The following is a 14,716-nucleotide window of genomic DNA, read 5'->3' on the forward strand; positions in this document are numbered from 1 at the left end:
GGTTGGTGCGGTTGGTGACTGGCGATTGGCGGCTACCGGCTCTGCCACTCGCAGCTAACCGAACGTAAATGCATACGCGCTCACGCCGGGATCGAGAAACTGTATCTCGAAGATACGATCCTGAACCGCCCCGCTTTGCCGCACTAATTGATAAAGCCGCTCTTTATCGACAACGCCGACGCCGTTCGCATCCGTGTCCGCGCCGTGCGAAGCGCCCGGTGGCTTTCCGTCGATCGTCACTCTGAATCTCACCGGCTTTCCGTCCGCCATCGGCCCGAGCACCAGATGCAGATCGCGCGCGTGAAAGCGGTAAGCGATCTTTCCACCGCTCTTGCCCGATTGCGCGCGCTCGCCGGCGACATTCCACTCGCCGTCGAGACTCCAGCTTCCGGCAGGCAGTCGCGCAGGCGTGCTGTAAGCGCGAAGAGTGTCCGGCGCAAGCGGTTCCGGCGACGCAAAACCCTCGGCCTGACGATAACCGACATAGGTTTCTCCCGAGCGCAAATCGTGTGGGTCGGCGGCGGCCTCGATGCCCGAGGCCTTCGCGGCACCAGCGGGCGCGGGCAGCTTTGAATGCCCTGCGTCCGCCAGCAATTGACGAATAACCTGTTCCGATTTGTCGTAACCGCCCTCGCCGAAATGGTGATAGCGAATGTCGCCGTGCGCATCGACGATATAAAACGCCGGCCAGTACTGATTGCCGAACGCCTGCCACACGGCGAGGTTGTTATCGACGGCGATCGGATAGTCCACACCGAGATCCGCCGCAGCCCGCTTCACGTTGGCGATGTTGTGTTCGAACGCGAATTCAGGCGCGTGCACACCGATGAGGACGAGCCCCTGATCGCTGTACCGGCTCGACCACGTCTTCAGATATGGCAAGGTGCGCAGGCAGTTGATGCACGAGTACGTCCAGAAGTTGACGATCACAACTTTGCCGCGCAAGTCGTCTGCTTTCAGGGGCGGCGAATTCAGCCAGTCGACCGCGCCCGACAGCGACGGCACCGCGCCTTCCACCGGCAATGAAAGCGGCGTGGCAACGGGCATCGGGTTCGCAACATCGACGCGCTCAGCGCTCGCGCTCACTTTCAGCAGCGCGGCCGCGTTCTGCCGCTGCGAATTCGTGCGCGGCGACCAGCGCTGCACCAGCTTGTCTTCGATGCCAGTCGTATTCAACGAAGGTACATGGGCCAGCGCACGCGTATCGACGCCGAGCGCGATTGCTCCGGCAGAAACGAGCACCGCAACCCCGAGCACCTGGCGCAAGCGCTCGCTTACTCCATACGTGCGCTTGATCATGGCAAGGAGCCGCCCGCCGATTGCAAGGACAATGGCAAGCGAAGCCGCCGCGCCCGCTGCGAATGCGAGCAACGGCAAAACAGTCGCGCCGCCTGGCCGATGGAGGATTACGCCCGTCATCACGAGACCGAGGATCGGGCCCGCGCACGGCGCCCACAGCAGTCCGGTTGCGACGCCGAGCAGCACCGACGACATCACGCGAGGCTGCCCGCCGTCGCGGCGCAGCGCGCCATCGAGACGATTACCGGCACTCACGAGCGGATGCGTGAGCCGCTCGGCCATCGAAGGAAACAGCAGCGCCGCGCCGAATATGCCGAAGAATACGAGCGCGATCCAGCGGCCGTATTCGTTGACGTGCGCGACCCAGGCGCCGCCGGCCACGGCGAGACTCACGACAGCGGCGAACGTCAGCGCCATGCCGGCCAGCAGCGGCAAACCGTGCCTAAAGAAGGACTGATCGACGCGCGCAAACACGAGCGGCACGACCGGAAGAATGCACGGACTGAGGATGGTGAGCATGCCGCCGGCAAAGGCGAGAAGTATGAGCAGCATAACGATGTCCTTTCGTTCAATAAGTTCGTCGGCCGTGTCGGTAGACGGGATCTGAAGGCTTCCCTGCATTGAACTACCGGCACGTATCGGGCTTGTGTCGGGGAACGTGGCGTTCTGCAAGCTCATGTATCGACGGCTGCATGGATACAGTGCGATACGGAGGTCGTCGAGCCTTGTAGGGCAGGCATGACTTTGTATCGCAGCGTATCGAACCGCGTTGCGGACACAAAACGTTGCGCAGGGGCTGCGTGAGCGACACACGCCAGATACGTCGGCGGCTTCCAATGACGTCACGTCTACCGATCAACCCTTGCGCGCAACGCGCGCCTTCCCTTCTCGAAGGACATTCGATCATGCCCGCCCGACTCAAAACCCTCGCTACCATCGGCTCATTCATCGCGCTTGCGTTGCTCGCCAGTCTGCTTGCGACGCGCGGCAGCGCGATTACCTCAGCCGGGCGCAACCCACCGGCTGCACCGCAAATCACCGGCATCGACACCTGGCTCAACAGCCCGCCGCTCACACTGCCGCAACTGCGCGGCAAGGTCGTGCTCGTCGACTTCTGGACCTACTCATGCGTCAATTGCGTCAACACGCTGCCCTACGTGAAGAGCTGGTACAAGCAATATGGCAATCAGGGACTGGAAGTGATCGGCGTTCATACGCCGGAGTACCCGTTCGAACGCGACGCCGGGCACGTGAGCGCGGCCCTCAAAAAGTTCGACATTCGCTACCCGGTGGCGCTCGACAATCAGTACGCGACATGGAACGCATTCAATAACCAGTACTGGCCCGCGCTGTATCTGTTCGACAAGACAGGGCACGTCGTCTACAGCCACTTCGGCGAAGGCGACTATGCAAAGACCGAAGCGAAGATTCGCGAATTGCTGGCGCAACCGGGCTGAACTTTTGTGCGGCGGCGGCGCATTCACTGTTGACGACGCCAGGTCCGCCTGCGAGCATGCGTCAATCGAAATCGATGAGGTTTTGCAGCGGCCCATGCGAGCACCCAATCATCTGAATGCACTGCGCGCTTTCGAGGCGGTCGGCCGGCATTTAAGTTATGTCGCCGCTGCGGAAGAACTGCACGTGACCCCTGCCGCGATCGGCCAGATGATTCGCGGACTCGAGGAAACGCTGGAGGTCGAGCTGTTTCATCGCTCCACGTCGGGCGCTTCGCGGCTCGTGCTGACAGACGCCGCCCGCGCGGCCATGCCTGAACTGCAAGCGGGTTTCGAATTGCTCGCGACGGCGGTCGAGCGTCTGAAGGCCGGCAAGGAGCGCATTACGGTAACTGTCACTGTACCGCCCGCTCTCGCCGACAAGTGGTTTTTGCATCGCGTGGAGCGATTCCAGCGCAACTTCTCCATCTCGGCAATCGCAAGTTGCGTGATGTAAAAAAAGCCGTCGAGGTTCACGCCTTTCACCAATGCGTAGTCTTCAGCCGTGTAGCTGGTAAAGGGCTTCGCGAGAAAGACGCCCGCGTTGTTGACGAGCGTATCGATGCGCCCGAAACGCGCGACACCTTCCGCGATCACACGCCGCGCAGTGGCCGGATCGGCAATGTCGCCGGCCACCGTGACGATGTTCGGATCGTCGAACGGTCTGATGCCGCGCGCTGTTGCCACGACACGGTAACCGCGCTGACGGAACGCCTTGACCAATTTTGCGCCGATGCCTTGCGATGCACCTGTCACCACTGCGACTTTTCCTGACGTATTCATGTTGTGCTCGAAAGTGTCCAGATTCAGATATGAGGGTGTGCTGCCCGGCCGGATGCCGCTTGCTGAAGCGGGTCGGGCAGTGCGCCTCCGGTGACTGAACTATCGGCTTTGCACGGTTATTGAACAAACGAGAAGATCTGCGGCGGCGGGAAAGAAAAACTACGGCGGCCGTGCGCATTTCGACGATATCGGACAGCGTGGAGTGACACCGGGCGGTTGCGAGTGTCGAAGATCGAAGCTGGCTGCCATGGCGCGCCTGTGCGTCAGGCACATTGCATGCGCAGTGCAATCCAGCGCCGCGGCCTCGCTGGGCGGCTGAGCCATCCGCTAATCGAGGGGGCCGCGGCGCGTCATCATGTTCAATGGCGAGGCGTGTATGAACAAGATCTCATCACCCGCGGCGGTGCCGAAGAAACACGGGCGGCTGCGCAACGTTTTCACGGTCGGCGTGAACGCGGGGAAGCGCTTCATGTCGGACCGCTGCCCGATGATGGCCGCGAGCGTCGGCTTTTATTCCGCGTTCTCGCTCGCACCGACGCTGCTTATGGTGCTCGCGGTCGCCGGTTGGTTCTTCGGTGAAGATGCGGCGCGCGGACGGCTGTTCGATCAGGTGCGCGGCATTCTCGGTAAAGACGCAGCGGAAGCGATGCAGACTATCGTCGAACATGCACATCGGGCGAGCGGCAGCGGGATTGCCGCGGTGGTTTCAATCGTGCTGTTGATCGTCGGCGCATCCGCGACCTTTACCTCGCTGAATACCGCGCTCGATGTCGTCCTTGAAGCGGCGAAAAACGTCAAAAGTAAGGGCAACATCACGTGGCTCGTGAGAACGCGGCTGGTGTCGGCCGGCATGGTCCTCGGGCTCGGCTTTCTGCTTGTCGTGTCGCTCGTGCTCGACACTGCGATCACGTATGCGGGACACGCAATATTCGGCGATTCGCCGTTAGTCATCGTCACGGCGATCCTGCAAACGGTCATCGGACTTGTCGTGCTCGGCGCCGCATTCACGGCGCTCCTCAGATGGATGTCCGATGCACGCGTGAGTCTCATGCATGCCGCGATCGGCGGGATGACAGCGGCCATACTGTTTTCAGTGGGCCGGCATCTGTTCGGTCTTTACCTCACGCATGCGGGCACAGCCAGTTCGTTCGGTGCCGCGGGTTCGCTCGCGGTGCTGATGATGTGGCTGTACTTTTCGGCGGCGGTGTTCCTGTTCGGTGCGGAGACGACGGCTGAACTCGCGGGACGCAACGAAGTGAAGGATAGAGACAAAGACCGGCCGATGTCGGTGGGCGCGGCACGCTCGCGCGGTTGATCTCAACATAATATCTAGCGGCCCGAGGGCTTTCCCGAAAGCCCCCAGATGCTCTGGCCTTTGTGCAGCAGCTTGAGCAGCATGCCCGACGCACAGTCGGCCATGCACATCGCCCGTCCCTGTGTAACCCGGCCGTTGTCATCAATTGGAAAGTCCGAGTAAATCATCGGCTTCAAAGGCGACGTACCGCGCACTTCGACGCCATCAGGCATTCGCTCACCTTTCTCAATCGTATTTCGCTCGGTGATGTTAATCCATGGGCGGGTGACCACATCCACAGTCGTCGGAATGCTGGGGTAGCCGGATTTCGATAAGCTGCATTCCGTGAAGTACTTGTAGACTCGAGGGATTTTCTCTGTCGCAAGATAACACCTGCCCAGAAACTGATAGAACCTGTAACCGGTCCTTCGGCCGCTCGATACACTCACTTCATAGCCGTTGCGATCTACAGCAATATAATTCGATATCTTGTTTTTTCGATCATATGGCAGATACGACGGATTAAGATCCGGATCGGGATCCTCCACAGCAGCCGAAATAGCAAACCTCGCGCGGATAGGTGGAACGCCGGTCCACGCTGGCATTTCGTCGAGAGAGAGTACATCTTTCTTTGGCACAGCAACATCGGACAACTTGAATATAATATCATCCGTCGCAGCAGCTTTATATTTTTCGCATAAATTTTGAATCAAAGGCGAGTCCCCCGCTTGATACTCTCCGACGGAATGCCTCAGAAACAGGTCGCACTTTGCTCCCAAGTAATTATCGTAGTGAATTTTCACTCCATTAACGACAGCAACGCTTTCGGCCATCGAATTAGTTGAAAAGAAGCATGAGAAAACAACTCCACAGAACATAGAAATCGCAATCAATATCCGATGTAAGCACTGAATAGAGGCTGATATTTCCTGTTCGACCATGTTCCAGCACAGGTTTGCACATCGGTCACGGGAAGAGAGCAGCGTTTCGCTAAGCGGCTCGCGCTGCTTCCGAAAAAAAGTCACTTCATTCATTTACTCGCCTTTAGCGGTTATGTGCATATCGGTATAGGCATATCGACTGTAGCAATCACCGCGCTTCCGCACGCCGTCCTGCATTGATGCACCACAACAGGTACATCCATATCAAGCATTGAGCAGGCCTCGATAATCTGGTTGTCGCCATGTTCTGGACAACTAACCCAATCGCCAAGCCGTACATTGTGACAGCCATCCATTTCCATGCTGCCACTTACCTTGTAGACCTTTCCACCGTGGCTCGTTGCATTGCCTTCGAAGCAGATTGAACGATTCATTGAGTGCCTCATTTTTTGCTTTTAAAAAGCACTGCACTGCTGATCGTCGTAGGTCACAGGCCAAGTCGAGCTTTAGTTCGGCCCCATCCTTCTTCAACGGCCTGCATTCCGCTATCAATAAACTTTCCCGTTGCATCAGCGGCTGACTTGCTAACCTGCTGTGCCTGTTCGGCAGCGCTGGCTGCTCTTCTTTTCAGTGCATCCGTGACTGACGCGACTTCTTTCTGCAACAGGTCCACCGAATCGATGACGGCTCGCTGACCTTCATCGATCTTCGTAATTACCACTTTCCTACTGGTTTGAGACACCTCGACAGCATATTTCTGACCCGCATCCACAGTATCGAGTGCGAATTTTTCGCCGACTTTGTACGTCCTCGTCGCGATCATTGTTCCCGCGTGCCATGTTTCCACCACAACGCCCTTAGCAGTGCCGTAGACCTTGATGACGTTATCTACGGCAGCATCCGCATTCCGGCCCAGCCACTGCAGCCCCTCGGCCAGTACGTTCCGGCTGCATTCGGTCATGCCCCTCGGACGGAAATAGCTGAACGGCTCGACGCCGTACATGAAGCCGGCTTTGGAGTCATGGACGTAGTTGCCGACCAAGGCCAGCACATCGTCGCTCGCGGTGGCATCCCACGCCTGAAGACACCATGCTGCGGGATTCACTATCTGCCCGTAGGCGGTTCCGACGACCTGAAGCGGATTGTTTTCCTCCAAAGTCAGGCTTTCTGCGGATCGACGACTGCGTAGCGCCTGTACTTCGCGCGCCATGCTGGCATGACCAAGGAACCTGTGCCCGATATCATAATTGTTGTCCGGCGTTTTGGTCCCTCGTCTAAACATTGTTCCGTATGCCGAATAAAGAGCCTTCATGTGCGCAGTGACCTGCTGCTCGACCGAGCCAGTCGCGGGGACTGCGCTCATGTATCGTTTGTATGCGCTTTCTGTCTCAGGCTTTAATGCGAAGCGCTCATCAAACAGCGGTGCGTTAATCGATTCTATGTCCCTATACGCAATTATGCGTACACCTGTCTTTACTGCTTCGTCCATCATGTCCCGCATCGGGATGCGGGCATAGTTGTTCGATCGGCCCTGGTCCATAGGTTCATAGCCGCCCCCGACGTCCGAATGCACTCCCGGGTAAACGATTTCCGTCCAATTGGGCATTAGCTTGCCATGCTGCCGGATCAGATCAACGGGAAACGAAAAGCGCAATTCATGTGCTGCTACGTAGTGAACGCAACGCTCTATCTGGCTTGGGACGTTCAGATTCTTTTCCGCAAAGAGTGCATCTATATTCCCGGATGGCACACCAAAGGAGGCCACTGTATCGAATAGCCCCATAAAATGGAGGCGAATTGGCCAGCCTTGATAGCTAAGTTTTCCTGCCTTGTCTGTTTTACAATCTTTCAGAAAGTCGTTACTGAACGCGCGGGCGAGCGCAGCCCCACGCGAGAAGCCGAAAAGTGACAGATTGATCATCTTGATCAGACGATGTGCTGCCAGTGCCTTGCTCAGTTCGCCGAGACTTTGGTTCTTACTTTTCTCCGCATAGGCCTTCGTAGTTGCGTCCAATTTTTTTGCGCTGTCGAGTAACACCTGACGCAGCGTTTCATTGACGTTGTTCTTTCCGAATTCAGTGCGACGGGTTCCTCCTGCGCCACCAGCCCCTCCGGGTAATCCGTCCTGGACCTTTACCAGTGACGAATCGATCCAGCCAGTCGCCGTGCCGTTAAAAGGTGTGCCAACACCTGATATGTAAATGGGATAGATGGCATTGCTCAAGTCCGCAGACATCAGAGCGGAGCGCCACATCCTTGCAGGATTGGACCATCTCTTTAGCGGTTCATCGACATCCTTGTTATTTCCCGTACCATCGAAAAACACGCTGATGTTGACGACATCGGAACAATCCTGCCTTGCGCCGGGCTGTGCAGTAGATACGTCACGGTTGGAAGCTTGTGCCGCCTGTAGAGTTGCCTTCTCACCGGCCATAGAGATGTTTCTCCTTGTAAATTAGCTCACCCCGTGGCGAGGGCTCCGGAAAATGCGGGGACGTCATCAATTCGGCCGTATTGTCCGGGTAGATATGAACTCCCAGATAGCGGGCGTCAGGCGGAATCTGGTTAGCCGTGAGGCTAAGGGGATTTTTTGCCGTAACGGTGTCACCATTTCCAGCCATTCCCCGTGGTCCACCGAGACGCCAAGTCAACGTTTGATGTCCCACGGGAACCGTCACGCCGGTCATGACGCCTCTTCCACCACCGTATGCGCCTGCCACTCCTATGTCGCCGCCATTAAGAAGTACATCGAAGATCGGCCTGTCGAGGTAGTTGAACAACACTACGTCCAATACAACGTCTGGTTTCATCAATAACCCCTCGTTGCGATTTCCATCGCCGCATGCGACTAACGGATAAAAAAGGCTCAGCGCCAGCAGGCGATTCAAGGTCTGGCGACGGGTCGTCATGGGAATTGTTCCAGTGCTTCCGCTAGGCTGGTCTGCCGCATCCTGACCTTTTCCAGCAAAGCTTCGATGACGCTGCTCTGGTACATCTCGTCACCGTAGATCAGCGCAGCGCAGACGTAGTCGAGAATGTCCCTCATGCCCAAGAGGCGTAGTTTCCGTGCTTCATGCAGATGCTTTTCGACGCGCGGGTATCGTTCCGGCTCAGGAATTTTCACCAGCAGTTCCGGCTTGTTGGCGTTGATGTAGCCTACGATATGATCCGGCACGCTGGCTTCCACCAGCATGTCCACCTGCGTTTGCGTGAGCCTGAGAGGAAGCGTTACCTTGTTTCCAGCATGAGGGCTTTGGGCGGGCAGAATCTGATGCAGTTTGCCGTTGCGGTCCCAGTACCACCAGGCGGTGATACCGGTCAGGAATTTTTCGCGCTGTTGCACGGTTAACACGGGCCCCGGTACATGCAACGTGGTGTCGTCCAGTTGCCCGACAAGCGTGGCAAGTACTACAGGATCCCAGAATGCAAATATCATTTCTTCGCCATCCGGCAACGCCACCTCGGTGGACGAATGCAGATGCGCGTAGAGCGCTTCGAATTGCAAAGGGCTGGCAATGATGCTCACCGCAGCGGGCAACGTAGGTGCATAACTGGATACCCACTGCCAGCTTGCCGCGTCCCGATCAAACTGCGGAAAGGTCATCAGATGCGGTGCAGCTGCTTCCAGGTCCGGCCCTTGGACAAAGGTGAGCAGGCATTGACTACGTGTTCCGGGTTCGGCCTGTTGTATTGCCGAAGGGTTCCGCGAGTCTTGGGCCGAGTCCACTATCAGATAAAACTGCGGCGGCGGTTCGGTCGGCAGCGCTCGCACCTGCGCTTCAAGATTAGTGATGCTCACTGTCAGGTTCCCTTGTTGACTAATGCGGAGCGACTTGCCGCACGCTTGAGCAGGCATTCGATACAGACATCCTTCGGTAGCAGTGGTATTGCAACGGGCACATTTTTGGGACCAGGCAAGCTCTTGCTGGCTGAATGCACCACCCAGCTACCGTTGGTTCCAGTCTCGATACCGCCCGCCTGCCAGCGGGTATAGCTACCGCCGCCGTTGATCACCACTTCCTCCTTTGCGGTGATCGTGATCTGGTTGGCCGTCTGCGTGATATTTAGCTTCGCCAGAATGTTGATGCTGTCTTTCAGCGCCCTCAGATCAATGTCACCCCCCGCGGCAATGAGGTTCATCCCCGCTTTAGCGCAGAACAGCCGGATGCCATTCCTGACGCTGGCCAGCAGACGCCCACCGGTTGACAGGCTGACATGCTGGCCGCTGGTCAACGCAATATGCTCGCCGCTCGCGATATGGGTCGAGCGCGCCGTGGTGGTCTCGATACCGGCGGGACTCGCGAGGACCAGATGCGGTTCAGCGAATTCCGGGAAGCTCTTTTGCGCATGGCTGCCCGCCGGTCCGCTCAGGGCGTCGTTCTGCGCCTTCAGGACCTTTGTGACATCGCTCTGATCTTTATCAGCGTCTTGCGCCTGATTCTGCTGCGCCATTCCGGCGAGGCTCTCATGCTGCCCACGTGCCTGCGTGAGCCGCTGCACCGTCTCGCCCATGTCCTTCGCCGGGGCCATCGCACCGCTGCGGGCTTCTGTGGTGATGAGCAGGCCTTTGTTCGCCCGGATCACGCCGTGCGCATCGGTGGCGAGCTCGACACCCTCACCACGCGCCTGCTTGCGTCCCTCGCCGGGCACGATGCGCGTGTTGTAGCCCACTACCAGCCGCGAATTCGCCTGGTCGCTCGTCACCTGCGCCTGTAACTCGCCCGGCGTGTCATCGGCGACGAACTGGTTCGACGCGCCTCCTTGCAGGTCACGGCTGCGCATGCCTGACAGTGCGCGGTTAGTCTGGAGCGGCCACGGCGGCATGTTGTCCGCGTTATAGGCCTGGCCGATCACGAACGGCCGGTCCGGATCGCCGTTGATGAAATCCACGATCACTTCCGTGCCGATGCGCGGCACGCTGATCGTGCCGTGGCCGTTGCCCGCCCATGTGGTCATCACCCGCACCCAGCACGACGAATTCGCGTCCCGCCCTGGCGAGCGGTCCCAGCGGAACTTCAGCGTCACCCGCCCATACGGCTCGGTGGAGACGATGTTGTTTTCAAAACCCGTCACCACCGCGGTCTGCGGCCCGGTGGTGCGTGGTTTGGGGACCGTGCGCGCCGGGCGGAACACATTGGTCGCCGGCTGCACGGTAAAGTCCGTGCGGAACCGGTAGGCGCCCGGACCGGTGGATCCCGCGGTCTCCTCGGCGTCGAGTCTCGCGCGGATCACCATATATTCCTGATTGGCTTTCCGGTACGGATGGTTCTCCAGATCGAAGGTCGTCCCGCACACCACATTGCGCACGCTGCCCCGGCCTTCGGCCCGCTCGCCGCGCGCGAAGAGTTCCTCGATGCGGATCTGCGCGAGCTTCCCGCCCTCGGCCGGGTCCGTGTAGTCGCCCGGCCACTCGTAGCGCGCCAGATCGTTGTCCACCGTTTCCTGCGGCTGGACCCTGCGTACGCCGAGGTCCGCCTCGGGCTGCCTGAAGTCGTAGTCGCCGGTGGTCCACACGCCCGACTGCAACGTCTGGGCGATATCGAACGCGTCGATATACTCCGCATCGATTTTATGTCCCGGCGGGTAGCACGCCAGCGTGTGATACGCCTCGCTGTCCACCGGTTTATGTGCGCCCACATGATCCACGAACACCATCGTGTGATGGGTTTGCGAATGTTCGAAGAACCAGTAGATGCCGTGTTCCTGCATCAGCCGCTGGATGAAGGCGAAGTCCGTCTCACCATACTGGACCTGATAGTCGAGTGGCGGATAGGTCCGGCTGGTGCGCCAGGCACAGGTATCCCGGTAGGCCTGCAACACCTCGCGAATGATGTCGCGCACGTTCTTGCGCTGGAAAATCCGGTAGTCCGAGCGCTGGTCCGCCAGAAAAATCCACGGTTGCAGGGTGAGCTGGTAATGGCTTACCCGGTCCTGCTGTTCGACAAAGCGCGCGCGGGTGACGATGCCGCTGATCTCACGCGTGCCGCTGCCGATATTGCGGGCCCACACGGGACCCGAAGACCGGCTTATTCCTTCGAGCTCGATGCTCACCGTCAGCTCGTTGCCGATCATGTCGCGCAGGTCGAGGTTCGCCGCGTCGTCGGTGAACATGTCGAGGTCGTCCGGCGTCACCATGTCCAGCAGGTAGGTGGAGATTTCCGACAGGGCTTCCCCGCCGCGGATCGATCGGAGCACCAGCGCGGGCTGCCCCGACGGTGACCCGGGCAAGGCACTGCCAGCCGCCGTGACGGTGCGTTTCGTGGAAAACTTCAGCATGAGTCTCTTTCAGATGGAATGAACTGGTGCACTTGCCGGCTACTCAGGCCGCGCTACGGGTGCCCATGCGCGGCGGCCACTGTGCGACGGGCCCGCGCTGTACTGATCGCATGGACGTCTCCACGAAGGCATGCATCGAGACGTGGCGGACCAGATAGTGGTCAAGGATCAGCCCGAGCAGATATGGGCTTTCGCCGGCGAGGCCCGCTTCATCGACGGTGAGCGTGCAGCCGGTACCGCACCCGAAAACGAGTTCTTCGGCTCCGGGCAGCCGGCGCGTGACCGTCAGCATCTCAACGCCCACGATGCCTTGCACCTGCTGCACAAAGCCGGGGTTGTCGCCCGTGTCATACAGCAGGAGCAGTTCGCGCAGTCTCGCGCCGCTGGTGTCCTCCAGTGGCAGATGATTGAAGTTCAGCTGGCGGACCAATCGCCAGGCGCTGGCGCCTCGGGCAAGCGGCGCCCTGGGCGTGGTCGGCGCCCGGATCAGTCCGACGCTGCTGAGCGGTGCGCTAACGACCGGGGTCAGATCGTCCACGCCGTTGACCGGCAGAAGACTGGGCAGATCACGATTGCTGACCCACACCTGTGCGCTGATGTACCGCATGTCGTCATGAGCAGGTGCACCGTGTGCATCGACCAGCGACACCAGTATCTCGCCCGGCGCGTAGGCGGCGCGTGTCTGGTAGCGGCGCGTCGGGTCGCCGCCTCGCGCCGGCTTGCGGGTTGCCACGAAGTACCGTCCGGCGCCATTTTTTTCATTGCCCGCCAGTGTCTCGTACAGCGGATGGAACTCATGCCCCGCCGATTTCCTGCCGATGAAGCCGGACATCGCCCCGATGGAAAACACCTCATAGTCGTCGGGCGCGAGTGGGTCAACAAGCAGGGGCGCGGGTGTGTGATCGTCAGGCAGTCTGAGCCGGTCTATCCTGACTGGGAATAGATTGATGACGGGCGTGCAGAACAGCGCGAAATGCGACGCATCGACCCGCACCGCCAGATCGCCCGCCGGGCGGTCGAGCAGTACGACAATTTCGACCTCCTGCCCGTCGATCCGGCGCAGTCCCGCCTCAAGCCCGGTCAGCGTGAAGAAATAGAAGCGCTCGGCACAGACCGCATATTCGTGCAGCAGGTTGTGACCATGAAACTTCGGCCAGGCAAGCGGCAGCATCGCCTGGTCCGCGCCGAGTCCTTCATGCACGACCGCATCACGTCTGACAGCGTGGAGATGCTCCTGAGCAGTCGCAAAACTACCCGGTGCCGCGAGCACGGATGCAACGCCCGCCGCATGCAGGAGTTCGAACAGTTGCGAGGCGGTCCGCACGTCGCCCGCGAGATAGACCGGCAGGCGATCGAGCCCGCGCAACTGCCCAACGGTGATGCTGCCGGAGGTACGCAGCCGCAGGCGTAGCGCCGCGCGCACCGTGCGGTCCGGGCGCACATAGCGGTCGAGCGCGGGGATATCGGGCGGAATACCGGTGAGCCGGGCGCTAACGATTTCCAGTGGATAGAGCGTGACGTCCTGCGTGCTGCGGAACTTGCATGCCGAGCCGCCGCCATCGGGAACACCGGACGCAAACAGGCTGCCGTGGGCAAGACAGACTCCGCCGGCAAGTTCGCCCTTCACGTGATCCGGGTAAAGCCGTGCCACGCCCATCGAGGGCGTGGGCGCAAGATAGTTCGGATAGAGGCATTGCAGCAGCGGTCGCGTGAAGTCAGGGAACGCGGCATCGAGTTTCATGCGCATGCGCGCGGCCATGAAGGCAAATGCCTCGATCAGCCGCTGAACGTACACATCGCCGATTTCGCCCGCCTGCATCCCCAGGCGCCTTGCGATTTTTGGATGCGCCTGCCCGAATTCAGCGGCGAGTTCGCGCATGTACAGCAACTCTTCGTTGTAGTACGTCAGCAGTTGCTGATCCCTGCCTGTATCCGGGCGCTGATTGCATGGTGCGTCGCGTTTCGTGAACTGCTTCACGTAGTGCTCCGGCTCGAAACACATGCCGGTAATGGGCGCATCGGTGGGCGCATGCCCAAGCCATCCGGACCAGCCCAGCTGCTCGGTTCCACCGAGCACCGCAGGTGGTGCGCCCTGTGGCTTGATGCGTAACTCCAGCTCCCAGCGGTATCCGCGCCCGGTAAATTCCGTCACGCATTCGACCAGCTTCGGCAGGTCCTTGCCTCGTGGCGTGAAATCCAGATAGACGTCCAGGTCGAGTGGTCCCAGCACGACGCGGAACTTGTGCTGGCGATCCGGCACCTGCTCGCCGAGCATCGCGCCCATCCCCAGCGTTGACGACTCCACCGGCTTTCCGAGGTAGCTGTGACTGTCGGGCGCGATTTCCATCCAGTGAAAGATGTACTCCTCGATCGCGACAGGCACGCCGAAGTAGTGTTCGAGCGTCGCGCATAAACCGTCCGGATTGCGCGCTTCACGCACCAGATGCGCGGACGCTGCCAGCCGCGCGTGCGCAGGAAACGGCTGGCCGGCGATTTCGTGCGGATCGTGGCCGGCGAGGCTTGCGACATAAAACGAGAACGTTTCATCGTCCGGCCGATCAAGCCCCGCGGCAGCCTGGCCCGAGGCCCACGCCCGGTACAGCAGCGTCAGATAACGGTGATGGAAAATGTCGAGGAAATTGACCAGCGTCGGGTCGTGCCGGTTCTGCTCACGCTCGCGCGCGATCTCG

Annotated in this window: 10 protein-coding genes and 3 pseudogenes; 3 read left to right on the forward strand and 10 right to left on the reverse strand. The window is 59.8% G+C overall.

Going from position 1 to position 14,716, the window contains the following annotated elements; all coding sequences use genetic code 11:
• Positions 1-54 precede the first annotated feature (54 nt).
• Positions 55-1,851, reverse strand: a complete 1,797-nt coding sequence (locus F759_RS0121145; protein ID WP_027801634.1) for a cytochrome c biogenesis protein DipZ — start codon at positions 1,849-1,851, stop codon at positions 55-57.
• A gap of 353 nt (positions 1,852-2,204) precedes the next feature.
• Between F759_RS0121145 and F759_RS0121150 the strand changes: the two genes are divergently transcribed.
• A complete protein-coding gene (locus F759_RS0121150; protein WP_027801635.1) occupies positions 2,205-2,756 on the forward strand; it encodes a thioredoxin family protein in 552 nt (183 codons plus the stop codon).
• A 94-nt stretch (positions 2,757-2,850) separates the two neighbouring features.
• Positions 2,851-3,216 (forward strand): annotated as a pseudogene (locus F759_RS44865) (LysR family transcriptional regulator); the annotation flags it as partial.
• Here the strand turns inward: F759_RS44865 and F759_RS38150 are convergent.
• A pseudogene (locus F759_RS38150) lies at positions 3,209-3,575 on the reverse strand (SDR family oxidoreductase); the annotation flags it as partial. The pseudogenes F759_RS44865 and F759_RS38150 sit on opposite strands and share 8 nt — an antisense overlap.
• Before the next feature lie 376 nt (positions 3,576-3,951).
• Here F759_RS38150 and F759_RS0121170 point away from each other — a divergent pair.
• Positions 3,952-4,890: a YihY/virulence factor BrkB family protein gene (locus tag F759_RS0121170; RefSeq protein WP_027801636.1), complete on the forward strand. Its 939-nt coding sequence runs from the start codon at positions 3,952-3,954 to the stop codon at positions 4,888-4,890.
• A gap of 14 nt (positions 4,891-4,904) precedes the next feature.
• Here the strand turns inward: F759_RS0121170 and F759_RS0121175 are convergent, their stop codons facing one another.
• From F759_RS0121175 to tssG, 8 genes and pseudogenes are all read right to left on the reverse strand, one after another.
• A complete protein-coding gene (locus F759_RS0121175; RefSeq protein ID WP_027801637.1) occupies positions 4,905-5,903 on the reverse strand; it encodes a hypothetical protein in 999 nt (332 codons plus the stop codon).
• Between the two features lie 17 nt (positions 5,904-5,920).
• A complete protein-coding gene (locus F759_RS41050; RefSeq protein ID WP_152530682.1) occupies positions 5,921-6,184 on the reverse strand; it encodes a PAAR domain-containing protein in 264 nt (87 codons plus the stop codon).
• Positions 6,185-6,237: 53 nt separating this feature from the next.
• Complete coding sequence (locus F759_RS38155; RefSeq protein ID WP_051377382.1) at positions 6,238-8,184, reverse strand: T6SS phospholipase effector Tle1-like catalytic domain-containing protein; 1,947 nt, start codon at positions 8,182-8,184, stop codon at positions 6,238-6,240.
• Positions 8,174-8,659 (reverse strand): hypothetical protein, encoded by a 486-nt coding sequence (locus F759_RS0121185; protein WP_027801638.1) that lies wholly within the window; start codon positions 8,657-8,659, stop codon positions 8,174-8,176. Before F759_RS0121185 ends, F759_RS38155 begins: the two co-directional genes overlap by 11 nt.
• The gene (locus F759_RS38160) at positions 8,656-9,549 is read right to left on the reverse strand and encodes a DUF4123 domain-containing protein (protein WP_051377383.1); all 894 of its coding nucleotides are present in this window, start codon (positions 9,547-9,549) and stop codon (positions 8,656-8,658) included. Before F759_RS38160 ends, F759_RS0121185 begins: the two co-directional genes overlap by 4 nt.
• A gap of 2 nt (positions 9,550-9,551) precedes the next feature.
• Positions 9,552-12,026, reverse strand: a complete 2,475-nt coding sequence (locus F759_RS0121195; protein WP_027801639.1) for a type VI secretion system Vgr family protein — start codon at positions 12,024-12,026, stop codon at positions 9,552-9,554.
• Between the two features lie 43 nt (positions 12,027-12,069).
• Complete coding sequence (tssF, locus tag F759_RS0121200; protein ID WP_051377387.1) at positions 12,070-13,905, reverse strand: type VI secretion system baseplate subunit TssF; 1,836 nt, start codon at positions 13,903-13,905, stop codon at positions 12,070-12,072.
• Positions 13,906-14,118: 213 nt separating this feature from the next.
• Positions 14,119-14,712: pseudogene (gene tssG, locus F759_RS44200) on the reverse strand (type VI secretion system baseplate subunit TssG); the annotation flags it as partial.
• Positions 14,713-14,716: the final 4 nt, after the last annotated feature.

It is taken from the genome of Paraburkholderia dilworthii (genome assembly GCF_000472525.1).
Lineage (GTDB): Bacteria > Pseudomonadota > Gammaproteobacteria > Burkholderiales > Burkholderiaceae > Paraburkholderia > Paraburkholderia dilworthii.